Genomic DNA, 25,191 nt, shown 5'->3' with positions numbered 1-25,191 from the left:
CCAAATTGTAAATAGGTCCAAACCTTTTTAGTAGTTTTACTGTAACACATTTTCAATACTGCACTCTTACTGTAGAATCTGTTGTTATTAAAAGCTATACTTTATGAAAAAAATTGTTTTAAGTGCTATTGTGCTTTGTTCTGCTTGTATGTTGCAGGCCCAGAACATCAATAAAATTATCAATACAAAAGACGTAACCAAGATAGAGAAAGTGCTTTCGGCTGATGATATGCAAGGCCGAAGAGCGTTTACTCCGGGTATCGATAAGGCTTCCGCTTACATTGAATCTGAATTTAAGAAAATAGGATTGCAAACATTTAACGGAGCGAAAGATTTCAAGCAGGAATTTTCTATGACCGAGTCTAAAAATGTTTCCCTACAGGTGGCGATTGATGGTAAAGCAATAGATAAAGCGGATGTAGTTTCTTTTTCCTACCAGCCGCAAATTGCTATAACTGAAAAAAGTGATGTACAAGTTGTAAAAATAGATGCCGGAGATAAATTTGGCCCGAAGTTTTACGAATATTATCAGAGCGATAAAAACCTTTTGGTTCTTGTGGATGCTTCTTTTAAAGCCCGAATTCAAAATGTGAAACACATTCCGCAAATGACTGCTAATCCTGGAGGAAATACGGTAATATTTGTTTTTGGTGGTACAGAAGCGACTACTTTTTCAATAGAAGGCACCAATACAATTACAAAGAAAGCATTGAATAACGTAGTTGGCGTATTGAAAGGCAAAAGCAAGCCCAATGAATATGTTGTGTTTTCCGGACATTATGACCATTTAGGTGTTGGTTCTCCAGCAGAAGGAGTGGAGCACGATGCTACCGATTCTATTTATAATGGCGCCAATGATGATGCCGCCGGAACTACAGCCGTGATCATGCTGGCCAAATATTTTAAAAAACTAAATAATAATGAGCGCACCATATTGTTTACCACATTTGTAGCAGAAGAAATAGGCGGTTACGGTGCACAATATTTTTCGAAACAGTTAGACCCAGCGCAAGTTATGGCTATGTTTAACTTGGAGATGATTGGAACCGAATCGAAATGGGGTAAAAATTCAGCTTATATTACTGGTTTTGAAAAATCAAATATGGGCGAAATACTTCAAAAGAATTTACAAGGATCAGCGTTTAAATTTTATCCGGATCCTTATCCGGAACAACAATTATTCTATCGTTCCGATAATGCGACTCTGGCAAAACTGGGCGTTCCTGCACATACGATTTCTACCTCTAAAATGGATAGTGAGCCTAATTACCACAAAGTAAGTGATGAAATAGAAACATTGGATATGGTAAACATGACACAAATTATTAAAGCCATTGCCATCAGTTCTTCCACGATCATTAACGGAAAAGATACACCGTCAAGAGTGGATAGCAGTGCTTTGAGTAGAAATTAATATACATCTTCGGCTTCTTTTCTCGATAATTGAAGTGTATTTATTATAATTGGGTAATTATTTTACAATCAGTTTTTGTGAAATAATTACCCGTTCTATATTTCAAAATCGGTGGGAATTAATGCAATTTCAATAGCACTCGTTCCCAAATTACCAATTCGCCCACTTCAATAGTTTTTAAGAAATTTACGGTGTCTACAAAAGCTTTTGCGCGATTATTTTCTAAAAATCATGAAGCACGCCAAAAGCAATTTGATCGCGTAACAGTCGACTTAATTTTTTGAATGAAATGATAGCTATGGATGTTGCAGTTTTTTCATAAAAAAATTGAATTACAAACCAAGAGCCTCTTTTATCAACTGAAAGTTTGTTGCGCTGAAATTGATTTTTAGCGCTTCCTGATGTCCTTTTTTAGACATTTTATTCCATGTTTTCAGAATAATATTTTTCAGTTTTTCCGTGTCGTGTTTCTGAACAAATGGGTCTAAATAATGATCGAGAAATACAAGGCAAATTACATCTTCAAGAAGTTGCGTTTCGGAATCTTTTTTGAGTAATTTTTTTTCGATCAGAAAAGAGACCCTCGCAATAAATTCTTCGGGATAACCTGCTTTTTCTAAAATTGCAGCCGCAGTTTTTGCATGGAATTTTTTCAAATCTTCACGCCATTTCAGATAGCCCACACGATCCATTGGATAAGATTCTCTGGCTACTTCCCACCTACAAATGTGTTGTGCCTTGGATGCAAGTTGAACGGCTTCGGATGCATTTGGATAAAAATCCATAAGCCTTTCATACATTCGGTTAGAATACAATAATTCTTTTGGATGAGAAACTGATTGGTAGATTTCGTGATTTGGATCTTGTACATTTTCTGCATCAATCCATGCGAAGGCGTTTTGGAAAGGAGTTGTCGTCATTTGGGAAGTTAAAAATCAAAGATACATAATTATTCCAAAAAGCCTACAAGACCTTGTTTTCAACAATTTTTGCCGGATAGGTGGCGATTTTTACCCTATTTGGCAGCAGACATAAAAAAACCCTTGAATCATTAAGAAATCAAGGGTTTTAAGTGGTACCTCCAGGGATCGAACCAGGGACACATGGATTTTCAGTCCATTGCTCTACCATCTGAGCTAAGGTACCTCGCTATTGCGGGTGCAAATATAGAATGATTTTTAGTTTATCCAAAACATTTTTTAAAAAAAATCAATTCGTACCTTCGCAACATCAAAAACCTAATTATGATTTTAGTTGTCGATGTTGGAAATACCAGAATTAAAGCGGCTGTCTTTGAGGGTGCTACCCTTTTTGAAATTTTTGTTTTTTCGAAAATTGAACTTAAAAAAAATATTGAAAATATTTTAAAAAAGTTTGAAAAAACAACGGATTTGCTCATTTCGTCTGTTGGAGAAGTCGAAAAACAGTCTTTTATGGAATATAATAAAGTGCTAAATGTGCATTTTCTGTCTCCTGAAGATTCTTTTCCGTTCCATAATCGGTATGCGACTCCTAAAACTTTGGGGATCGACAGGATGGTTCTTGCCGCAGGAGCAACACTTCAGTTTCCGAATCAGAATCGATTGGTTATTGACGCGGGGACGTGTGTTACGTATGATTTTATTGATGATCAAGATAATTATTTAGGTGGAGCTATTACGCCAGGACTGCGATTGCGCTATGAGGCTTTGCATAATTTCACGGCCAAACTTCCTTTGTTACCATTAGAAAGTCCAAAAGATTTAATTGGTACATCGACTAGGGAATCGATTCATTCTGGTGTAGTTAACGGTTTAGTATTTGAGATTAACGGTTTTACTGATCAATATAATGCGAGGTATTCAAATTTTATAATAATTTTAACGGGTGGTGACACAGATTTTTTGGCTAAACGATTAAAAAATACCATATTTGCCAATTCAAATTTTCTCTTGGAAAGTTTGAATCAAACATTTCAATATAAAATCAAAAATGATTAAAAAAATTATAGTAAGCGCATGTTTGCTTTTATCATTAGTGTCTTTCGCTCAAGAAGGAACGTCTTCTCCATATTCCTTTTATGGAATAGGGGATGTAAGGTTCAAAGGAACGCTTGAAAACCGCTCGATGGCGGGAGTAGCAGTTGAACAGGATAGTATACATATGAACTTACAAAATCCAGCGAGTTACGCAAATTTTAAAAGAACGACTTTTACTTTAGGAGGAACGTACGGGACTAACACTTTAAAAAATAGTACTGAATCAGCCAGTGCTCGAAGAAGCACCTTGGATTATCTAGCCGTTGGTTTGCCTTTGGGTAAGTTTGGAGTTGGTTTTGGATTAATCCCATATTCTTCTGTGGGGTACAAAATTGAATCTATTTCAGAAAGTACTACGGAAAACAATAGGCGTTTTAATGGTACAGGTGGTTTGAATAAAGCTTTTTTAGGAGTAGGATATAAAATTGCCCCTAATTTTAACATTGGTGCAGATGTAAATTATAATTTTGGCAAAATTGAAACAAATAGTCTTGAATTTATTACTGGAGTTCCGATTGGAACACGTGAATTGAATTCAGCAGATTTATCAGGAGTGAATTTTAATCTTGGAATGATGTATCAAACTAAAATTTATAAAAAAATTACTCTTTTTAGTAGCTTAACATATTCAATAAAAAGCGATTTAACGTCTCAAAATATTAGAAATATTTCTACTATAACCTATAATTCGAATTTTGATTTGGCTACTGTTGATGCACTTGAAGATAGTAAAACAGAGGCAAATATAGCAATGCCAAGTAAGATTTCGTTAAGTGGGGGAATTGGAGAAGCTAGAAAATGGCTTGTTGGCGGTAAGATTTCCTATGGTAAAACTTCAGGGCAGGCAAATGATTATAATGACGAAGCAAATGTAGGTTACGGTAAGTATGGCAGCGTGAGTTTAGGAGGTTACTATATTCCGGATTACAATTCCTTTACAACGTACGCAAAAAGAATTGTTTACAGAGCCGGTATTAAATATGAAAAAACAGGATTGGTTATCAATTCTGAGTCAATAAATGATATGGGAGTGACTTTTGGTTTAGGATTTCCAATAACTGGTAGTTTCTCTAATGTGAATTTTGGTTTCGAATTAGGGAAAAAAGGAACTACAAAAGCAAATCTCATTCAGGAAAACTATGCAAATTTTAGTGTGAGTTTTTCACTTAATGATAAATGGTTTGAAAAACGAAAATTCAACTAAAAACAAGCATTGGTAGTAATGCCGAAGATCTTTCTCAAGTTCAGCGTATGACTTTAGTCAAAAAATATTATTTGAAAGCAGTTGTCACAGTTTTTGCTGTAACGCTGTTTTTTGGTTGTGAAAGTAATTTTAAGGAAATTCAGAAGATAAATTTTTCCGAATTTATACCTAACAGTGACGCTGATATGGTAAATTTAAAATACACTGATTCGGGACGAATTACGGCCATTTTGATAAGTTCTAAAATGCTGGATTATTCCAGTGTTGATTTTCCTTTTACGGAATTTCCAAAAGGAATCGATGTAACTTTATTCGATAAAAAAGGAAAAAAAACTTTTATCAAGTCCAATTATGCTGTTTCATATAAACGAACAAGTATCATTGATCTGCAGGGGAAAGTAAAAATTTTCACAGAAGATGGTAAAACCTTAGAAACGGAGCAATTGTATTATGATCAAAAAAATGAATGGTTTTTTACCGAAAGAAAATTTAAATTGTCTGATCCAAAAGGAACTTCAAATGGACAAGGAATCGACTTTAGTAAAGATTTCAAAGTAATTAATTCTCAAAAAATAACTGGCGAAATAAAATCTGCCGATTAATATAAATAATTTATGAATTACCTAAAATATACGCAATACGTTTATCTTGTTTTTGGAGCCTATTTCATTTACGATGGTATCACAAAATTAAATGATCCTGAAGGAACGTTCTGGTTGAGTTTTATGATTGCAGGATTGGCAATTTTTATGTTTTTCTTCAGAAGAAAATTTGCCAAAAAATTTGATGACCGAAATAAAAAATCCTAATTGATGGAAGTTAGTATTATCATATTGTGCCTAATACTAAGTGCTTTTTTTTCAGGAATGGAAATAGCCTTTTTCTCTTCCAATAAAATTTATCTTGAAATTGAAAAAAAACAAGATAATTTCGTTTCAAAAATTCTTACAAAGCTGACGGAGAAACCGACTAATTTTATAGTAACCATGCTTATTGGGAATACTATAGCGATGGTGATTTATGGTTTTTTTATGGGCAAATTAGTGATCCGCTGCTTTGCCGCACTTGGATATCATTTTTCAGATTGGTTGAGTTTAGTGTTGCAAATTCTGGTTTCAACGCTAATTATATTGATTACTGCCGAATTTCTTCCTAAAGTGTTTTTTCAAATTTTTGCGAATTCATTAATTAAGTTTTTTGCCGTTCCGGCGTACGTTTTTTATAAATTGTTCTATTATATTTCTACGTTTTTTATTGGGATTTCAGATTTTATTTTAAAAAAATTCTTTAAGACTGAAGGAGATACTATTCAGTTATATTTTAGCAGAATAGAACTTGGAAATTACATTACCGAACAAATGAGCAGTGTTGAGGATAACGAAATGGTAGATTCTGAAATACAAATGTTTCAAAATGCTTTAGAATTTTCTGGTGTGAAGGCCAGAGATGTAATGAGCCCCAGAACGGAAATAATAGCAATTGATGTATTCGATTCAATAGAAGACCTTAAAGAATTATTTATAGAAACGGGATATTCCAAAATTGTGGTGTACCAAAACTCGCTTGACGATATCATAGGTTATGCGCATTCGTTTGATTTGTTTAAAAAGCCAAATAATATTAAGGAAATTGTAATTTCGGTTGAGTTTGTTCCGGAAACAATATTTATAAAAGACGCCATGAATTTGCTCACTAAAAAGCGTAAAAGTGTCGCCGTGGTATTAGATGAGTATGGAGGAACTTCAGGAATTATCACCTTGGAAGATATTGTGGAAGAGCTTTTTGGTGAAATTGAAGATGAACATGATTCAGACGAAGAATTAATCGAAAAAGAACTGGGAGATGGTGTCTTTGTTTTTTCAACTCGTTTTGATGTTGAATATTTGAATGATACCTATAAACTTGCTATTCCTGAAAGTGATTCTTATGGAACACTTGGTGGTTTTATAGTCGATTACACGAAGGAAATTCCTCAAAAAGGCGAGGCGATTATCATAGGCTGCTATCATTTTATAATTGAAGAAGCCACAAACAAGAAAATAGAATTAGTAAAAATGACCGTCCAAGAGTGATTTTTTTTAGGAAAATAAAATTTCTTGCAAAATAAAACGCTACTAGTATAATTATTAATTAGATAATTGTATTTTCGCAAACGGAATATAAAAATTAACAACAATAAAATGGCAGTTCTACAAAAAATTAGACAACGTTCACTTCTTCTGATACTCGTTATTGGGTTTTGTTTATTAGCATTTATCATCGGTGATATATTCAGCAGTGGTGGTTTTAACAGCACCTCAAAAGATGTAGGAAGCATCAATGGAAAAGATATTTCATTTGAAGATTTTAGAGTAAAAGTAAGTAATGTTGAAAAAAGTGGTCAGGGGATTACTTCAACAGCAGCTTCAAACAGAGTTTGGGAACAAGAAGTTTCGGTAGCTTTGTTAACTTCTGAATTTGAAAAATTAGGACTTAGAGTAGGAGCGAAACACTTGTTGGAAGTTTTGAAAGCGGATCAAAATATTGGTGCAAATCCACTCTTTTTAAACGCTGCCGGTATTTTTGACGTTGCCAAATTTAAAGAATACTTTAGAGCTAATCCTGCACAAGCACAATTCTTGAAAGACAGAGAGAAGGATGCTGATTTGAACGCTAAATATCAAATGTATAATACATTGATTAAAGCCGCAGTTTACACAACTGATAGCGAAGGAAAATTGAAGTATGAAATGGAAACGAACCAAGTAAATTTTGATTACGTTGCTGGTTTATATTCTACAATTAAAGACAGTGAAGTGAAAATTACTGATGCTGAAATTATTGATTTCATGAAGAAAAATGAAGAAAAATATAAAGCTGACGAGTCTCGTGAAGTAGAATATGTTTTGATTGAAGACAAAGCATCTCCAGCGGATGAAACGGATGTAAAATCAAAAATCAATGCATTGTTGACTGGAAGCTTAGTGTACAACCAAGCTACAGGTAAAAATGACACGCTGCCTGGATTTAGAGCCACTACAAACACCGTAGAATTTGTCAATTCAAATTCAGATGTTCCTTACGATTCAACTTATATTGCCAAAAAAGATTTGCCGGCTATAGATGCTGATAAATTGTTTAACCTTGCTCCAGGAGCGGTTTATGGACCGTATATGTTTGGAAAATACTATTGTATTTCAAAATCAATGGGGATGAAATCTGGTGTGAATGCGAAAGCAAGTCATATTTTAATTGGTTATGAAGGAACACAGGTTCCGAATCAAAAAGAAAAAAGAACAAAAGAACAAGCAAAAGCAAAAGCAGAAAGTATTTTGGAGCAAGTAAATGCTAATCCGGATAGTTTCATGATGTTGGCTTTCAGTAGTTCTGATGATTCATCAGCACAACAAGGTGGTGATTTAGGTTATTTTGGTCAAAACCAAATGGTGAAACCATTCAATGATTTTGTTTTTAATAACGGAATTGGTAAAATTGGTTTGGTAGAAACTGATTTTGGTTTCCACATTATTAAAATTACGGATAAACAAGACGGAATTCGTTTGGCTACTGTAGCTCAAAAAATTGAAGCTTCAGAAGCAACATCTGATAAATTATTTACTCAGGCCACTAAATTAGAAATGGATGCTACGGAAAAGGATTTTAATAAAGTAGCAAAAGAAATGGGACTTGAAGTTGCTCCGGCTGTTTCTGTAGTAGGAATGGATGAGAACTTTGGAACATTAGGAAACCAAAGAACAATCGTTAGATGGGCTTTTGAGGACGGTGTTAAAGTAGGATCACTAAAAAGATTTGAAGTAGCTAATGTAGGTCACGTTATCGCAAAATTGAAAAGTATTGACGATTCTGGTTTAGTAGCCGTGTCTGTAGTTAGAGCTTCTGTAGAGCCAATTCTTAAAAACAAGAAAAAAGCAGCACTTATCAAAGCAAAAATGTCAGGTTCTTCTCTTGAAGCAATTGCAAAAGCAGTAGGTGGTACAGTTCAACAGGCAACTGGTCTTACGATGGAAAACACCATGTTGCCAGGTGTAGGTCAAGAGCCAGAAGTAGTAGGTAATGCCTTTGCATTAGCGGCTAACAAAATGTCTGCTCCTATTGAAGGGAATACGGGTATTTATGTAGTGAAAAATAGAAGCACATTAAAAGCACCAGTTTTAAAAAGCCACGCTGCTTATGTAACTAAATTAAAAGCACAAAGCGCTTCAGATGCAAACAGAGTAATTCCTGCATTGAAAGCTAACGCTAAAATTGAAGACAACAGAATAGATTTCAATTACTAGTTTTTAAAAGAAGGAATCAATAAAAATCCCGATACATTCAGAATGTATCGGGATTTTAATTTTAATGTAGTTTTTTCGAAACCGTGAATTATTTATAGAAACTAAGACAATATCATATCATTATAAGTAATGATTGTGTTATACCCTTTTGAAGTAAAATATGCTGTTGGATTCTCATCAGTAACTGCCATCACAAAATCACCGCCCCAAGCCCCCAGACTTTTTATTGCCCCATTAAAATCAGGGAATAAGGATTCTTTTACGGTTTGCATTTCAAGAATAGAACTCATTTGAATTTCGTGTTCTTCTGTTGCCAAAGCAAATGCTGTAATCGTTTTTGCATTTAATATTTCAAGAGTTATTTGGTCATTTAAAGCAATGGTTTTCTCGAGATTATTCTTTTTATTAATATTGTATGCCGATATTGCGCTTTTGCTGCTCTGCTTTTTATTCAAATATATAAAGTAAATATTGTCTGTAAAATCCGGATTGAAGCACACTTTTTCAACGATAGGATTGCCTTGCCTCAGATGATATAAAATAGGGGTGTCGTTTTGAGCGCAGGCAATATCGTAACCACTTCCTCCAAAACTGTTTTTAAGCAGTGTAAAAGCGTCAATTTGTAGCCATTGCGCAATATTATTTATCAAGGTCGATGAGGTTCCTAAACCCCAGCTTTTTGGAAACCCAAGTGCAGTGGTAACTGTGTATCCTTCGGAATTTGAAATAAAATCCGAATTTAATTTAAAAGCTTCGTGTAATATGATCGTAAGTGTTTCTTTGACGGAGTCATTTTCAGGATTTATTCCTTTTGAAATATCAGAAAATAAAATCGTGTCTTCAAACCAAATGCTTCCGTCCGCATCATAACTCTTCCAAATGATTTCCTGGTTGCTTCCTTCTTCTAAAGTAAGGTGCTGTCCCTTTTTTGTCGGCAGCGCAAATGCTGTTGCGCCATCAAGAACCAAATATTCTCCGGTGATCAAAAGTTTTCCGTTACTGTAGAATGTTTTTTTCATTAGTCTTATTTTAATCCCTGTCAGGGTTTAAAATCCTGACAGGGATGTCGAAATCGATGTTATTTTCTTAAACTTTCAATAAAAGTGACCACAGCACTATGAGAAACGGTGTTTTTTTTGAAATGTTTTAAGATTAAAACGCGTTCTTCATCATTGGCTTCAAACTGGTTGATGATGTTGTTTAAATGCATTTTCATGTGTCCTTCCTGAATTCCAGTTGTAGTTAATGAACGCAATGCGGCAAAGTTTTGGGCTAAACCAGCGACGGCGACAACCTGCATTAATTCCTTGGCAGATGGTTTTTCCAGCATTTCCAAGGATAATTTTACCAGTGGATGCAGGGAAGTTAAACCACCAACCGTTCCTAACGCTAAGGGAATTTCCAACCAAAAAGTAAAAATACCATTTTCGATTTTGGCATGGGAAAGACTGGAATATTTTCCGTTGCGGGAAGCGTAGGCATGAATTCCAGCTTCAACGGCACGAAAATCATTTCCCGTTGCCAAAACTACGGCATCTACTCCATTCATTATTCCTTTATTGTGCGTTACGGCACGATAGGGCTCGACTTCGGCGATTTGAATGGCTTGCACAAATTTCTCCGCAAATTCTTTAGGGTTCGAAATGTGTTTTTCTTCTAAGTCGGCAACAGGGCAGGAAACTTCGGCTCTTACGAGGCAATTTGGAACGTAATTCGAAAGAATGCTCATCACCACTTCAATGTTTTGCTCCGTCTCCGTAAACACATCATAATGGCGCGCTTCTTCTTTCAGGGTTTTGGAAAACTGTTCCAGACACGAATTAATGAAATTAGCGCCCATGCTGTCTTTGGTTTCAAAAGTGGCATGCAGCTGAAAATAATTGGGCAATAAATCAGTTTTGTCTTTTAGAATAATATCTAAAATTCCGCCACCGCGTTTTTGCATATTTGTTGTAATCGATTCTGTATCTAAGAAAAATTTGTTTTTGTTTTGGGCAAAAAATAAGTTCAGTTTTGAAACATCACCTTTATAGATAAAATGAACCTGGCCAATTTTTTCGGTATTGATTACAGTCGTTTTAAACCCGCCTCGCGTGGACCAAAATTTAGCAGCTTTGGCGGCAGCGGCAACTACTGAACTTTCTTCAATTGCCATGGGAATGGTGCTGTATTTTCCATTAATTAGAAAATTAGGAGCTACTCCCAGTGGAATGTAGAAATTAGTTATCGTGTTTTCGATGAATTCATCGTGTAATTTCTGTATTTTTTCATCAGAATTCCAATAGTTTTTCAGCAAGGCAATCGCTGTTGAAGGTGTTGAAAAATATTGATTGGCAATCCATTTAATTTTTTCTTCTTTGGATAATTTAGAAAATCCGGTAACGGCCTTATTCATTCTCAATAGATTATAATATGTGTGGAGGCAAAGATACACCTTTTAGCTGTTTTGTTTACTATGATAATATCCTCAATAAAGGAGTGTTTGGAATATTGTTTTTAACATTTAACACATCGAATGTGAGATTATTGTAAATTTTTCACTAAAATTGACGGTTTTTATATTTAAATAAATAGTATGTATTCAAAAAAAATTATAGCATTATTTTTATTCCTGTGTATTAGTGTTGTTGCCCAACAAAAAATCACAATTGATGAAATTTACAACGGCACATTTCGTGCTCAAGGAATGGACGAATTACAGTCCATGAAAAATACAAATCAATACACGGTATTGAATTTAGACAGACGGTCAAGAAGTGCGCAAATCGATTTATATGATTTTGCCACGTTAAAAAAAGTAGCGACACTTATCGATACAAAATCCCACAAAGATTTATCAAATGGGATTGACAGCTATACGTTTGATGCTTCTGAAGAAATGATTTTATTAGCTTGCAATACCAATCAAATCTTTCGTCACTCGTTTACGGCTGATTATTACTTGTATGATATTGCCAGTAAAAAATTAAAAAAGTTATTTGATTTTCAGGTTCAGGAGCCCACTTTTTCACCTGATGGGAAGAAAATTGCTTACGCCAAAGAAAATAATCTGTATGTATATGATTTAGGTTCTAATAAATCGACTGCAATAACAACAGACGGACAAAAAAATAGCATTATTAACGGTATTACGGATTGGGTTTATGAAGAAGAGTTTGCTTTTGTGAAAGCTTTCGATTGGAGCGCTGACAGCAAAAAAGTGGCATACATTCGTTTTGACGAAAGTCAGGTTCCGGAATTTTCGATGTCCATGTTTGGAAAAGACTTGTATCCAACGATGCAAACCTTTAAATATCCAAAAGCTGGTGAGAAGAATGCTTTGGTCTCTTTACATATTTACGATGTAAAGTCGAATGCGGTAAAAAATATAAATTTGGGGAATTACAACGATTTTTATATCGCCAGAATGCAATGGACGAATGATGCGAATACTTTATCGGCTCAGGTATTAAACCGCCACCAAAACAATTTAGATCTATTGTTTATTGATGGGAACTCAGGAACTGCAAAGGTAGTTTTGAACGAAAAAGACAAAGCGTATGTTGATGTTACGGATAACTTAACTTTTTTGAAAGACAACAGTTTTATTTGGACAAGCGAAAAAGACGGTTTCAATCACATTTACGTATATGATAAAAACGGAAAATTGAAAAACCAAGTGACCAAAGGAAAGTGGGAAGTGACGAATTATTACGGTTTAGACGAAAAAACAAATACGGTTTTCTATCAGTCGGTAGAAAACGGATCTATTAACAGAGATGTTTATAGAATAGGTCTTGACGGAAAAAACAAAGTCCGTTTGTCACAAAATACAGGAACAAATGCGGCAACATTCAGTCCGAATTTCCAATACTACATCAACACGTTTTCTAATGCATCTCATCCTACGACGTATACATTGAACGAGGCCAAGGCTGGAAAACAAGTACAAGTTATTGAAAACAATGAATTATTGGCTACGAAACTAAAAAGCTATAATTTACCAGCTAAAGAATTTTTTGTTTTAAAAACAGCAAAAGGGAATGAACTAAATGCTTGGATAATTAAACCTAAAGATTTTGATCCGGCAAAAAAATATCCAGTTTTTATGTACCAATATTCTGGTCCTGGTTCACAACAAGTGAATAACGAATGGAACAGTACGGATGATTACTGGTTTATGATGTTGTCACAACAAGGGTATATTGTGGCGTGTGTTGACGGAAGAGGAACCGGCTTTAGAGGAGCGGATTTCAAAAAAGTAACCCAATTGCAGTTAGGGAAATACGAAGTAGAAGATCAAATTGATGCTGCGAAAGTAATAGGAAATTACGCATTTGTTGATAAAGCTAGAATTGGTATATTTGGCTGGTCGTATGGTGGTTTTATGGCATCTAATTGTATTATGAAAGGGAATGATGTTTTCAAAATGGCAATTGCTGTTGCTCCTGTTACGAACTGGCGTTTTTATGACAGTGTTTACACGGAACGTTACATGCAGACTCCACAAGAAAATGCGAGCGGATATGACGATAATTCCCCAATAAATCATGTGGATAAATTGAAAGGAAAATTCCTTTTGATTCACGGTTCAGGAGATGACAATGTGCATGTTCAGAACTCGATGCAAATGATGGAAGCCTTGATTCAGGCCAACAAGCAATTTGATTCCCAAATTTATCCCGACAATAATCACGGGATTTATGGAGGTAAAACCAGAATTCAATTGTACACAAAAATGACTAATTTTATCAAAGAAAATCTATAACAGACTTTATGACAAACGACGTATTGAAAAAAGAAGAATTTTTTGGACATCCAAAAGCGCTTTTTATATTGTTTTTTACCGAAATGTGGGAACGGTTCTCCTTTTATGGAATGAAAGCCTTGTTGATTTTTTATCTGACAAAGTATCATTTGTTTTCGGATACTTCCGGAAATTTACTGATTGGAAGCTACGCTGCTTTGGTGTACGCAGTGCCTGTTCTAGGCGGTTTTATTGCGGATCGCTATTTGGGATTTAGAAAAGCGATCGTTTTTGGAGGGATTATGCTGGTGTTGGGACACATAGGAATGGCGTATGAAGGGAATGCCGCAACTGAATCCATTACTGGGGAAATAACACGAGACGAAACCGCCTTGCAAATATTTTATTTTTCATTATCTTTAATAATTGTTGGGGTTGGATTTCTAAAAGCCAATATCTCTTCATTAGTAGGGGAGTTGTATGAAAGGGGCGATAAAAGAAGAGATTCTGGATTCACTTTATTTTATATGGGAATCAACTTAGGGTCTTTTATGGCTACGCTGATCTGTGTTTGGCTCGGAGAAAAATACGGATGGAGTTATGGTTTTGCTGCAGCTGGAGTTGGAATGTTTTTTGGATTGGTGACTTTTATTTCCGGTAGAAAATTATTAATGGGTAAGGGCGAAACAAACAACCCCTCTTTTTTAGAGAAAAAATCGTTTGGACTTAAAAATGAATGGTTGATTTATATTGGAAGTGTTTGCTCAACGTTATTGTTTTGGCAAATGGTCCAAAATCATGATGCAGTTTCATGGGCTTTGAAGATTGCTGGTGGTATTTCTTTTGTTTATATTGTTTATTATGCTATTACCCAATTAGATGGAAAAGCGCGTCATCAATTGATTGCTTTGACCATATTGATTGTATTTACAATTGTATTCTGGGCATTGTTTGAACAGGCGTATACTTCCATGAATTTATTTGCTGACCGCATTTTAGACAGAACTATGTTTGGATATGAAGTTTCTGCTGGACAGTTCTTAAGTTTTAATGCTTTATTTATAATTTTGCTGGCGCCAGTTTTTGCTTGGATATGGCCAAATTTAGGAAAATATAATCCGAATACCGCAGTAAAATTTGCGTTAGCATTAGCTTTAGTTGGTTTAGGTTTTGGAGCATTAGTAATGGGGATAAATCTTTCTGGCGCAGGAAAAGTAGCGGCAATTTGGCTAATATTAGCGTATTTTTTACATACTTGTGGCGAACTGAGTTTGTCACCGGTAGGACTTTCTGCAGTGACTAAATTATCCCCAGCAAAAATCGTTGGGTTCATGATGGGCGTTTGGTTTTTGGCAACAGCCAGTTCGGAATTTATTGCTTCCATTTTAGCTAATATCGCTTCTGTCGATACTTCAAATGGTACAGCTCCCGATTTAAATTTAGCAAAACAGAGTTATTTAGTGCTTTTTGAATATTTATTTTATACAGGAGTTGGTTTCGGATTGCTGCTATTAATTCTTTCGCCAGTAATCAAAAAATTAATGCACGGAGTAGATAAAGAATTAAACAATTAATAATATGAGTGAAAATACTACAGATCAATTTTTTAAAAGTACCGTTCTAGGACATCCGGCGGGATTATTCGTTTTATTCTTCACAGAGATGTGGGAGCGATTTTCATTTTACGGTATGCGTTCTTTATTGATATTATTTTTAACGGCTTCCTTTACAGATGGTGGTTGGGAATGGACTCGTGAAAATGCATCTGCATTATTTGGATCCTACGTTGGGTTGGTTTATTTATCCACCATGTTAGGAGGTTATTTTGCTGATAAAGTTATCGGTTTTAGATGGGCTGTAGTGGTTGGCGCCAGTTTGATGACTTTAGGACATGCTTCTATGGCCGTTGAAACAGAATTTTCTATTTATTTAGGATTAGTGTTGTTGGTTTTCGGGAATGGGTTTTTTAAACCCAACATGACTTCTATCGTGTCTGAAATGTACAAAGACCGTCCGGAGAAAAAAGATGGTGCGTATACTTTATTTTACATGGGTGTGAATGCCGGGGCTTTCTTTGGTATTTTACTTTGTGGTTATTTAGGCGAAAAAGTGGGATGGACTTACGGTTTTGGCCTTGCTGGAATTTTTATGTTCTTTGGAATGTTACAGTTTTGGTTTTCTCAAGATATCTTTGGAGACATTGGTTTGAAACCAAATAAAGAAAGCAAAGCGAAAGCTGAAGCTTTAGATACGGATAAAAGAAATCCCTTTTCACCAATACAATTAGCAGCGATTGCATTCTCCTCATTATTGGCTTTATTATGGCTGATAAATGACCCAGCTTCCAAAATATCTGAAGGAAAAGTAAATATTTTTTCATTCCTAGGTGAAAATGGAAACGCTATTGCGATCCTTTCAGCGCTGGTTGTATTTATTATACTGTTGATTTATAGATTTACTCAGTATTCTAAAATTACCAAAGAAAAATTAATAGCGGTTACATTTTTCGCATTTTTAACTATTTTCTTTTGGGCAATCTTTGAACAATCGCCAAACAGTTTAACCATCTTTGCGAATGATTACACGGATCGGGTTTTAACTGGAAATTGGAGTGTGGTGTTTTTAGTGATGAATTCACTGATAACTATTTTACCATTAGTAATTATTACTTGGGTGTTATTTTTATTGTTCAAACAAACTTTTAAATTTTACGCTCTTGCAAATGTTATTCTAAGCGTAAGTTTTATAATTATTTGGGCAATAGCAATATGGATGCTGGCCAGAGATTATTACACAGCAGGATATTTATCATTGTCAGATGATACGTTGCAGGCGTTAAAAATTGATAAAGTAACGACTGCCTTAACCGAAGTTCCTGCAACTTGGTTTTCTACCCTAAACTCCTTGTTTATTATTTCATTAGCACCAATGTTTTCTAAATGGTGGGAAAGTAAATACAATCCTTCTGCTAATTTAAAATATGGCATTGGTATGGGATTATTAGCCCTTGGTATGGCTTGTGTTGCTTTTGGCGCAAGTGGAATCGAAGCAGGTGCAAAAACAGCTTCAGTAAGTATGATATGGCTAATTTTGGTATATCTTTTCCATACAATGGCTGAATTATGTATCTCTCCGGTAGGATTGTCGTACGTGAGTAAATTAGTTCCTGCACGAATGATTGCATTTATGTTCGGAGTTTGGTATCTTGCAGTTGCAATAGGAATGAAGGGAGCCGGTATGTTTGGAGAAAATATTGATAAAATTGCCAACGAACATGGATTGAGTTATTTCTTCTGGATGTTAGCTATAATATCGATAGTTGTGGCCTTATTCTCTATTTTAATGGGGCCGATAATTAAGAAATTAATGCATGGTGTTCGATAATTTTTAGGCATCATTTTTGATTTGTCACTAATTAAAAATTATAAATATGAAGAAAATAGTAATTGCTTTATTATTGTTTGCGGGTTCATTCGCCGCTGAAGCACAAGAATTAGTTTGGGAAACTAATGTCGTTAAGGCGATGGAAGTTTCTAAAAAAACTAAAAAACCGATGCTATTGTTTTTTACTGGTAGCGATTGGTGTGGTTGGTGTATCAGGTTACAGAAAGAGGTTTTAAAAACACCTGAATTTGCTGCTTGGGCCAAAGAAAATGTGGTTTTAGTCGAATTAGATTATCCTAGAAAAACGCCACAGACTCCTGAGATTAAAAAACAAAATGACGAATTGCAGCAAGTTTTTGCGATTCAAGGATTCCCCACAGTTCATTTTGCGAATGTTACAACTGTAGCGGGCAAAGTCAATTTTGAAAGTGTAGGAAGTACCGGTTACATTGCAGGTGGACCAACTGCATGGTTAGCTGTTGCAAATGGATTCCTGCATAAAAAATAATTAGTAATTCAATTTATAATATCCCTTTTCACTCGTAGCGTGAAAAGGGATTTTTTGTTTCATACAAGTTGCCTTCCACTGTTTCTGAATGGTTTTGTAATTAGAGGCATCGGCTATGACTATCTTTGGTCTGATGGTTCGTAAAAGTCGTTCAAAATTTATTTTGGGAGATTGCGTCAGTATAATAATGTCCGGTTTCATGTTTTTTGGAAAGACACCAAAACTGTCTATGATAAAAATCTTTTTTCCATTAAAATAGAAAAGGTTTTGCAATTTTTTTTTCGTTCTAATGCGGCTTAAATTCCCAATTTGATATGATTTTAATGTCTTGTTTTTTGGAACGGTTTTTAAAAGGCTGTCATTGGCATAGATCGTAATTTTTTCTCCCTTTCGTTCTGCCAATAAAGTGTTTTTTTTAACGTTGAATACAATCCACTCCTGTTCGCTTTGAGTATTCCATTGAATACCCAGACATGAAATTTGTACAATCATGATGGAAACTAATACCAATACTAATTTGTTAAAACTTGGTTTCTTTAAATAAATAACGGCAGTTATAAGTAATAAATAGCTACTTAGCAACAGATAAAAATGTAATGGAATATCTTGTAGTATAAACTGTTCCAAAGACGCAATCGCATTGATGATTTTATTTAAATAATAAATACTCCATTCTAATAGTTGCGAAAGGAATATTGGAATGCTGTTAAATGCGGCTAAAAGCATCACTATAACTCCCAAGATCATAATGATGCTCAATACCGGAATGATAATTAAATTGGTCACAAAAAATAATCCCGGAAATTGATGGAAATAATAAATACTCAAAGGTAAAGTCCCTATTTGAGCGGCAAACGAAACCGTAAGAATATCCCAAATATATTTTGGAACCCTTTTTTTTGGTGACCAAATTGAGGCCAAAAGAGGTTGCAACCAAATAATAAAAAATAACGCTAAATAACTTAATTGGAAACCGACATCAAATAAAAACGAAGGTTCAAAAAGTAAAATCAGTAGGATAGAAACTAATAAAGTATGGTAAATATTGACACTTCGTCTCAAATGATTTCCGATGGCAACAAATGAAAACATTGTTACCGAACGAACAACTGAAGGTGCTAAACCCGCAATGATTCCGAAAGTGAATAAAGAGGCGAGAATGATGAGTAGTTTTATAAATGAACCACGTTTAGTATTAGGAATAGGTTTTAGTATGAAGGTAACAAAAATCAAAATGAATCCAATGTGCAGTCCTGATACCGATAAAATGTGTACCGCTCCGGCATATTGATAATCCCGAATAATTTCTGGAGAAATATCCTGCTGTTGTCCCATTATTAAAGCAACGGCAACATTTAATTCGGTTGTATGGAAGTTGTTTTTTTCTAAATTCCGAATAATTCTTGTTCTTAATTGAGAGGAATAGTACCAGATATTTTTCTCTATTTTAGACCCAATTTTAATTTCGTCAACATCGGCATACAGTTGTGCATAGATTTGTTTGTTTTGGAGATATTTACTGTAATCAAATTGATTTGGATTACTGGGAGATTTGTTTTTAGATAAAACGCCTTGGATAAGTAAGGGCGTTCCTACCTTAAATTCAGAATCTATACTACCGTTCGGAATATTTAATATAATTCTTCCTGTTTGCACTTTCTGATCGATACGATTTATAATAGCAATGTAGCGGTCACTGAATGGGCTGCTTTTTAATTTTTCGCGAATAATTAAGGAAATGGAATGTGGTTTTTGAAAAATACTCGGATGGTGAACATAATTGCTTTTTTGAAAATGATCGGTGTGAATGACTTGAGTGGAAATCCCAATAAGAAAAGACACGAGGTACGTTGTTACACTGAAAAAGAAACCATTATTGCTTTTATTTTTGAATAAAAAATACATGGCCCCAAAAATAGCAAGGGATATTGCTAAGATAGTAAAGACTTGTGCTATCGGAAGCGGAAAGTAAAAGGCAAAAAGAATTCCTGAAATAAATCCAATTGTTATTCTTGCCAAAGGGAATTGGAATACTTTCATGGAACTAAAGTACGTATTTTTAGTAAGAAACAACTTTAATATTTTAAAGTGACTCGCTTTTCCGGATGTCTATAGTATGCGATTCAATTGTACAAAGGTCTTTTTATAATATGGTTCTTTGGTGGAGGAAATAATTACGCCTTTAGAGGTAGAAGAATGAATAAATTTTATTTCATCATCGCTGACTTCAATCACGATTCCTACGTGGTTTATCTGCGAATTTTTATTGGTTTTAAAAAATATTAAATCGCCTTTCTGAGCTTCTTTGTTCTTGGTATTTATAACCTCGCCAACTTTTGACTGTTGATACGAGTTGCGAGGGAGGGTTATGTTGTGTGAATCAAAAATAGTGTACATTAAGCCGGAACAATCATAACCTGCTTTTGTTGTGCCCGCATATTTGTATTTTACGCCAAGATTTTCTGCTGCCGCATCTATTAGCTCTTCCGCCAAACGATTTGTTTTTCTCTTTTCGGTTTTTGTTACCCTCTCTTTTTTTAGGTCAGATTTTTTAGAAGTGACTATGCTGGAAGTCGATTTACAGGCTGTAAAAAATATAAGAATCAATACTAGGAATCCGAAATGTTTCAAAAGAATATGTTTTGATGAATTTAAATAGTTGCAAATTAGGGGTAAGTTATTGTAGATCAGATACAATTAATTTAGCGGTTTTCTCACTAGCGCCCATGCCACCTAACTTGTCTTCTAATAACGCATATTTTTCTAAAAGAGTATTGCGATGATTGGATTCCAAAATTTTTGCCAGTTCTTCACAAATGCGTTTTGTGGTACATTCCTCTTGAATTAATTCAGTAACCACTTCTTCATCCAGTATCAAATTTACTAATGAAATGTACTTGAGTGTTATGATTCGTTTCGCAATTTGATAAGAAGCCCAGCTGCCTTTGTAACAGACCACTTCTGGAACTTTAAAAAGTGCCGTCTCCAGCGTTGCGGTTCCCGAAGTAACTAATGCAGCAGTCGAATTTCGCAATAAATCATAAGTTTTATTCGAGATGAATTTTATATTTTTATGAACAATGAAATTTTCATAAAAAGAGAATTCCTGACTTGGAGCGCCAGCGATGACAAATTGATAATCGGGAAAATCATTTACAACACTTAACATAAGTGATAGCATCTTAGTAATTTCTTGTTTTCTGCTTCCCGGTAAAATAGCGATAATTGGTTTTTCGTCTAATTGATTTTCTTTTCTAAAAAGAATTGGGTCCACTGCAGGTTGGTTGTGTATAGCATCAATCAGCGGATGCCCTACAAACTCAACTGGGAAGTGATGTTTGTCCTCGTAGAATTGTTTTTCGAAAGGTAAAATCACGTACATTTTATCAATATCGCGTTTGATATCGGTAATTCTACTTTCTTTCCAAGCCCAGATTTGAGGAGAAATATAATAATGTGTTCTCATGCCTAACACTTTGGCCCATTTTGCGATACGCAAATTAAAACCGGGATAATCTATGAAAATAAGCACATCGGGCTGAAACATAAGAATATCTTTTTTGCATATTTTTATGTTGTTCAGGATGGTTTTTAAGTTGAAAATCACTTCGATAAAACCCATAAATGCCAATTCCCGATAGTGTTTTACTAACGTGCCGCCAACATTATGCATCAAATCGCCACCCCAAAATCGGATGTTTGCATGTGGGTCTTTTTTATACAATTCTTTCATCAAATTGGAACCATGCAAATCGCCTGAAGCTTCACCCGCTATAATATAATATTTCATTCTTTCTTGATAAGGAGTTTATAAATTTGGATTTCAAACCTATAAAATCATATTTATTGTAATAAACTGTTTTCTAAATTGCAAAGATAAACTATTAACAATTCTTAAATAAACATAGTGAGGATTGCCATTGTAATGACGGCTAAAACCACACCGCGAGCCATTGTTTCTTTATTCATTTTTAATAAAATTCCAAATGCTGCCAAAGTAAGGATTGTGCCTAATGTTATGATTTTACCTAAGTTGCCCTGTGATTTTATAATTTGAATTCCTGCCATAAAATTAAATGCAGTAAAAAACGTTATAAAAATATAACTCCCAAGTAGCGTTGTGGCAAATCCTATTAAAATTCCTAAAAACAAGTCGGTTTTATTCATTCCATTTCCAGGTGTTAAGTTGTTGAATGGCGTGGTGCGCTGTCAAATCAAATTGAACAGGGACAACGGATATGTATCCCTCTTGCAAAGCCCATTCATCAGTATCCTCGCCTTTGTTTTGGTTTACAAACTCTCCGGCAAGCCAATAGTAATCCTTTCCTTGAGGGGTTTTTCTTTTATCAAATTGCTCTACCCAAATGGCCTTCGCTTGACGACAAATTCGAATTCCTTTAATGTCTTTTTCTTTTAATTTTGGAAAATTCACATTCAAAACCACGCCTTCCGGTAGCCCGTTTTCTAAAACTTCTACTGTTATTGTTCGAATAAAAGATTTTATATTGTCAAAATTGGCATTCCAATCGTAATCCAATAAAGAGAAACCAATCGCTGGAATTCCCTCTATGCCAGCTTCTACTGCGGCGCTCATTGTTCCGGAATAGATGACGTTTATGGAAGAATTTGATCCGTGATTGACGCCGGAAACGCATAAATCCGGTTTTCGTTTCAGAATTTCATTTACAGCAAGTTTTACACAATCTACCGGTGTTCCAGAACAACTGTATTCTATAAACGGGTCGTTTTCTTTAGATATTTTATTCAGATATAAAGTGCTGTTTAGGGTAATGGCATGACCCATGGCACTTTGAGGGGTGTCAGGAGCCACCACAACAATCTCGCCTATTTCTGCCATAACGGCAATTAAAGCTCTAAGTCCGGGTGCCGAAATACCGTCATCATTTGTTATTAAAATTAAAGGTCTGGTTTTTTTCATTGTTTTATTTTGTAAAAAGAGAGTGATTATTGCTAATTTTCATGACAAATGTAATGACACAGAATCGAATGCGTAAACAAAAGATAAAAATATGTTTAGTTGATCCAATTAACTTAAAATAAACGATCATTTTTATATCTTTAACAAAAATTTATGGAGACACTGCTACTGCTGGCATAGTTTTTACCGTAACTTCGATTAAAAGATTCATGAATACTATTATTAACTTTATGAAAAGAAATTATAAAATACTTCTGGTTGTTGTCTGCCTTTCGGTGACATTATTTGCTTTCAAAATGAATGCGAAAAAATCAGCCGATCCTGAAAAAGATAAATTGCTTTTAGAGCTATTGACATTTGTTATAGCAAAAGGACATTATAGTCCAGCTACTATTGATGATGCGTTTTCGAAAGGAATATATAAAGATTATATTGAAGCTTTAGATCCATCAAAACGATTCTTTTTGCAGTCCGATATCGATGAATTTTCAAAATTTGAAATGCAATTAGATGATCAATTATTGAATAAAGATTTGAGTTTTTTCAATTTGACTTATGATCGTTTAACGAAGCGCATGGACGAAAGCAAAAAAATTTACAAAGATATTTTGAGTAAGCCTTTTGACTATTCAGTTGAAGAAAGCTTCAATATTGATTATGAAAAAGCGCCGTACACTAAAAATTTGGCTGAACTAAGTGACAAATGGCGTAAGCAAATTAAATTATCTACGCTTTCGTCTCTTGTTGATAAGCAAAAATTAGAAGAAGATAAAAAGAAAAATGATGCCACGTATCAAATTAAATCTTTTGCTGTTTTAGAAAAAGAAACGAGAGAAAGTTCAGTAAAATCATTAGACGAGTATTTTGGTTTTATTAAAGATTTAGATAGAAACGACTGGTTTTCAGTGTATATAAATTCTATAACGGCACGTTTTGATCCGCACACGAATTATTTTGCACCGGAAGAAAAAGAGCGTTTTGATGTAAGCATCAGTGGGAAATTAGAAGGAATTGGCGCCCGCTTACAAAAGAAAAATGATCTTACTGAAATTTCAGAACTTATCTCTGGTGGTCCAGCTTGGAGGGGAAAACAGCTTGAAGCAGGAGACTTAATTATGAAAGTGGCTCAAGGTGATGGTGAATCGGTAGATGTTGTGGGGATGCGCTTGGACGACGTTGTTAAGAAAATAAAAGGACCTAAAGGTTCAGAAGTTCGTCTTACAGTGAAAAAAGTGGATGGAACGATTAAGATTATTTCTATCATCAGAGATATTGTCGAAATAGAAGAAACATATGCGAAGTCAAGTATTGTAAACAAAAACGGTTTGAAATACGGAGTGATTTATTTGCCAAAATTCTACATTGATTTTGAAAATAGAGACGGAAGAGATGCTGGAAAAGATATTGCCTTAGAAGTTGACCGACTAAAAAAATCAGGTGTTAATGGAATTATTCTAGATGTACGTGATGACGGTGGAGGATCTTTATCGACAGTTGTTGACATTGCTGGGTTGTTTATTGAGCAAGGTCCAATAGTTCAAATTAAATCAGCTGGCACTAAAAAAGAGGTGCTATATGACCGAGATAAAAAAATTGAATGGGATGGTCCTTTAGTAATTATGGTGAATAGTTTCTCAGCATCGGCTTCGGAGATTCTTGCTGCTGCAATTCAAGATTATAAAAGAGGAATTATCATTGGAAGTAAGCAAACCTATGGTAAAGGAACGGTTCAAAACGTAATTGATTTAAACCAGTTTGTAAGAAGCAGTTCTGTGGGTGATTTAGGTGCTATTAAAACTACTACGCAAAAGTTCTATAGAATAAATGGAGGGTCTACACAATTAGAAGGTGTGCGAAGCGATATCGTTATGCCGGATCGATATGCTTACTTAAAAATGGGTGAGCGTGATATTGATAATGCAATGCCTTGGGATAAAATAGATCAGGCTAATTATACTGTTTGGAATAATAATGCCAACTTTAGTCAAGCAATTACCAATAGTAAAAACAGAATTAGTAAAAATTCACAGTTTCAATTAATTGAAGAAAATGCAAAATGGATTGATAGCAGAAGTGAAGAAAACGTCTATAGTTTGAATATTGACAAATTTAAAATTGCTCAAGCTGAAATTGAAGAGAAAGCTAAAAAATATAAGCCAATTGTAAATTACAAAAACGCATTGACATTTACTTCTTTGCCACATGAAGCAGAAGCGATGAGTAAAGATATTTCTTTGAAAGAAAAAAGAGAGATATGGCATGAATCTTTATCTAAAGATATTTATGTTGAGGAGGCAATTAATGTTTTGGATGACCTACAACCTAAAGCCATTTCGAAAAAAGTTAATACAGTTAAACTAAAAAAAGATAAATTAGCTAAATCTTGATAAGTGTTTTTTAGTTCATAAAATTTACGATCAGTTCTAACTATAACGCTCCAAAAGTTCAATACGAATTTTTGGAGCGTTTTTATTTTCGTATATTAATGGGTTCCTTTTTACCAAATTTTAGAATCTGTTACTGTAATACCATTGGTTATTTAAAATAGTCCAATTGTCATATCGAGCGCAGTCGAGAACCATTATGACATCTCGACTGCGCTCGATATGACAAAAAACAATTGGACTGTAATGAACTAATCAATGGTATAAAATAGTCTTCAGAAACTCCGTAAAACAATAGTAATAGCCTTGACGTAATGTTAATTTAGAAGAATCGTCC

At 34.6% G+C, this 25,191-nt stretch carries 20 protein-coding genes and 1 tRNA gene; 12 read left to right on the top strand and 9 right to left on the bottom strand.

What is annotated here, in order from left to right:
- The first annotated feature begins 103 nt into the window (after window positions 1–103).
- A complete protein-coding gene (locus ACNQGJ_RS13365; RefSeq protein ID WP_417973446.1) occupies window positions 104–1,414 on the top strand; it encodes a M28 family metallopeptidase in 1,311 nt (436 codons plus the stop codon).
- A 332-nt stretch (window positions 1,415–1,746) separates the two neighbouring features.
- On the opposite strand, the gene ACNQGJ_RS13360 is transcribed toward ACNQGJ_RS13365, so the two are convergent.
- Together ACNQGJ_RS13360 and ACNQGJ_RS13355 are read right to left on the bottom strand one after the other, a co-directional pair.
- Entirely contained in the window at window positions 1,747–2,334 is a 588-nt protein-coding gene (locus ACNQGJ_RS13360; protein ID WP_417973448.1) for a DUF4202 domain-containing protein, read from the bottom strand.
- Between the two features lie 153 nt (window positions 2,335–2,487).
- Window positions 2,488–2,560, bottom strand: a tRNA-Phe gene (locus tag ACNQGJ_RS13355).
- 98 nt (window positions 2,561–2,658) lie between these two features.
- Here ACNQGJ_RS13355 and ACNQGJ_RS13350 point away from each other — a divergent pair.
- From ACNQGJ_RS13350 to ACNQGJ_RS13325, 6 genes are all read left to right on the top strand, one after another.
- Window positions 2,659–3,393 (top strand): type III pantothenate kinase, encoded by a 735-nt coding sequence (locus tag ACNQGJ_RS13350; protein ID WP_417973450.1) that lies wholly within the window; start codon window positions 2,659–2,661, stop codon window positions 3,391–3,393.
- On the top strand, window positions 3,386–4,636 hold the full coding sequence (locus ACNQGJ_RS13345; protein WP_417973452.1) for a BamG family beta-barrel-assembly machinery protein: 1,251 nt from the start codon (window positions 3,386–3,388) through the stop codon (window positions 4,634–4,636). The genes ACNQGJ_RS13350 and ACNQGJ_RS13345 overlap by 8 nt, the downstream gene beginning before the upstream one ends.
- A 47-nt stretch (window positions 4,637–4,683) precedes the next feature.
- Window positions 4,684–5,238, top strand: coding sequence for an LPS export ABC transporter periplasmic protein LptC (gene lptC / locus ACNQGJ_RS13340; protein ID WP_417973453.1), 555 nt, complete (start codon window positions 4,684–4,686; stop codon window positions 5,236–5,238).
- Window positions 5,239–5,250: 12 nt separating this feature from the next.
- Complete coding sequence (locus ACNQGJ_RS13335; RefSeq protein WP_417953062.1) at window positions 5,251–5,445, top strand: hypothetical protein; 195 nt, start codon at window positions 5,251–5,253, stop codon at window positions 5,443–5,445.
- A gap of 3 nt (window positions 5,446–5,448) precedes the next feature.
- A complete protein-coding gene (locus ACNQGJ_RS13330) occupies window positions 5,449–6,708 on the top strand; it encodes a hemolysin family protein (RefSeq protein ID WP_417973455.1) in 1,260 nt (419 codons plus the stop codon).
- 108 nt (window positions 6,709–6,816) lie between these two features.
- Window positions 6,817–8,913 carry a peptidylprolyl isomerase gene (locus ACNQGJ_RS13325; protein ID WP_417973457.1) on the top strand — a complete coding sequence of 699 codons (2,097 nt, stop codon included), beginning with the start codon at window positions 6,817–6,819 and terminating at the stop codon, window positions 8,911–8,913.
- A gap of 101 nt (window positions 8,914–9,014) precedes the next feature.
- Here the strand turns inward: ACNQGJ_RS13325 and ACNQGJ_RS13320 are convergent, their stop codons facing one another.
- The gene (locus tag ACNQGJ_RS13320) at window positions 9,015–9,932 is read right to left on the bottom strand and encodes a GYDIA family GHMP kinase (protein ID WP_417973459.1); all 918 of its coding nucleotides are present in this window, start codon (window positions 9,930–9,932) and stop codon (window positions 9,015–9,017) included.
- A gap of 59 nt (window positions 9,933–9,991) precedes the next feature.
- Window positions 9,992–11,308 (bottom strand): hydroxymethylglutaryl-CoA reductase, degradative, encoded by a 1,317-nt coding sequence (locus tag ACNQGJ_RS13315; protein WP_417973461.1) that lies wholly within the window; start codon window positions 11,306–11,308, stop codon window positions 9,992–9,994.
- A gap of 180 nt (window positions 11,309–11,488) precedes the next feature.
- Between ACNQGJ_RS13315 and ACNQGJ_RS13310 the strand changes: the two genes are divergently transcribed.
- From ACNQGJ_RS13310 to ACNQGJ_RS13295, 4 genes are read left to right on the top strand one after another with little or no spacing between them, the layout of a single operon-like run.
- Window positions 11,489–13,660 (top strand): S9 family peptidase, encoded by a 2,172-nt coding sequence (locus ACNQGJ_RS13310; RefSeq protein WP_417973463.1) that lies wholly within the window; start codon window positions 11,489–11,491, stop codon window positions 13,658–13,660.
- Between the two features lie 8 nt (window positions 13,661–13,668).
- On the top strand, window positions 13,669–15,213 hold the full coding sequence (locus ACNQGJ_RS13305; protein ID WP_417973465.1) for a peptide MFS transporter: 1,545 nt from the start codon (window positions 13,669–13,671) through the stop codon (window positions 15,211–15,213).
- A 4-nt stretch (window positions 15,214–15,217) separates the two neighbouring features.
- Window positions 15,218–17,023, top strand: a complete 1,806-nt coding sequence (locus ACNQGJ_RS13300) for a peptide MFS transporter (RefSeq protein WP_417973467.1) — start codon at window positions 15,218–15,220, stop codon at window positions 17,021–17,023.
- 46 nt (window positions 17,024–17,069) lie between these two features.
- On the top strand, window positions 17,070–17,531 hold the full coding sequence (locus ACNQGJ_RS13295) for a thioredoxin family protein (protein ID WP_417973469.1): 462 nt from the start codon (window positions 17,070–17,072) through the stop codon (window positions 17,529–17,531).
- Here the strand turns inward: ACNQGJ_RS13295 and ACNQGJ_RS13290 are convergent, their stop codons facing one another.
- The 5 genes from ACNQGJ_RS13290 to surE form a co-directional block, all read right to left on the bottom strand.
- The gene (locus tag ACNQGJ_RS13290; protein ID WP_417973471.1) at window positions 17,532–19,571 is read right to left on the bottom strand and encodes a ComEC/Rec2 family competence protein; all 2,040 of its coding nucleotides are present in this window, start codon (window positions 19,569–19,571) and stop codon (window positions 17,532–17,534) included.
- A gap of 69 nt (window positions 19,572–19,640) precedes the next feature.
- Window positions 19,641–20,162 carry a C40 family peptidase gene (locus ACNQGJ_RS13285; RefSeq protein ID WP_417973473.1) on the bottom strand — a complete coding sequence of 174 codons (522 nt, stop codon included), beginning with the start codon at window positions 20,160–20,162 and terminating at the stop codon, window positions 19,641–19,643.
- A gap of 46 nt (window positions 20,163–20,208) precedes the next feature.
- Window positions 20,209–21,321: a lipid-A-disaccharide synthase gene (gene lpxB / locus ACNQGJ_RS13280; RefSeq protein WP_417973475.1), complete on the bottom strand. Its 1,113-nt coding sequence runs from the start codon at window positions 21,319–21,321 to the stop codon at window positions 20,209–20,211.
- Window positions 21,322–21,425: 104 nt separating this feature from the next.
- Window positions 21,426–21,698, bottom strand: a complete 273-nt coding sequence (locus tag ACNQGJ_RS13275) for a hypothetical protein (RefSeq protein WP_417973477.1) — start codon at window positions 21,696–21,698, stop codon at window positions 21,426–21,428.
- Window positions 21,691–22,470 carry a 5'/3'-nucleotidase SurE gene (surE, locus tag ACNQGJ_RS13270; RefSeq protein ID WP_417973479.1) on the bottom strand — a complete coding sequence of 260 codons (780 nt, stop codon included), beginning with the start codon at window positions 22,468–22,470 and terminating at the stop codon, window positions 21,691–21,693. The genes ACNQGJ_RS13275 and surE overlap by 8 nt, the downstream gene beginning before the upstream one ends.
- 209 nt (window positions 22,471–22,679) lie before the next feature.
- Between surE and ACNQGJ_RS13265 the strand changes: the two genes are divergently transcribed.
- Window positions 22,680–24,857: a carboxy terminal-processing peptidase gene (locus ACNQGJ_RS13265; RefSeq protein ID WP_417973481.1), complete on the top strand. Its 2,178-nt coding sequence runs from the start codon at window positions 22,680–22,682 to the stop codon at window positions 24,855–24,857.
- Window positions 24,858–25,191 lie beyond the last annotated feature (334 nt).

Source organism: Flavobacterium cryophilum, assembly GCF_048286555.1.
Classification (GTDB): Bacteria; Bacteroidota; Bacteroidia; order Flavobacteriales; family Flavobacteriaceae; genus Flavobacterium.
The sequence above is the reverse complement of the archived record's forward strand: the minus strand, read 5'-3'. Positions and strand labels throughout refer to the sequence as shown.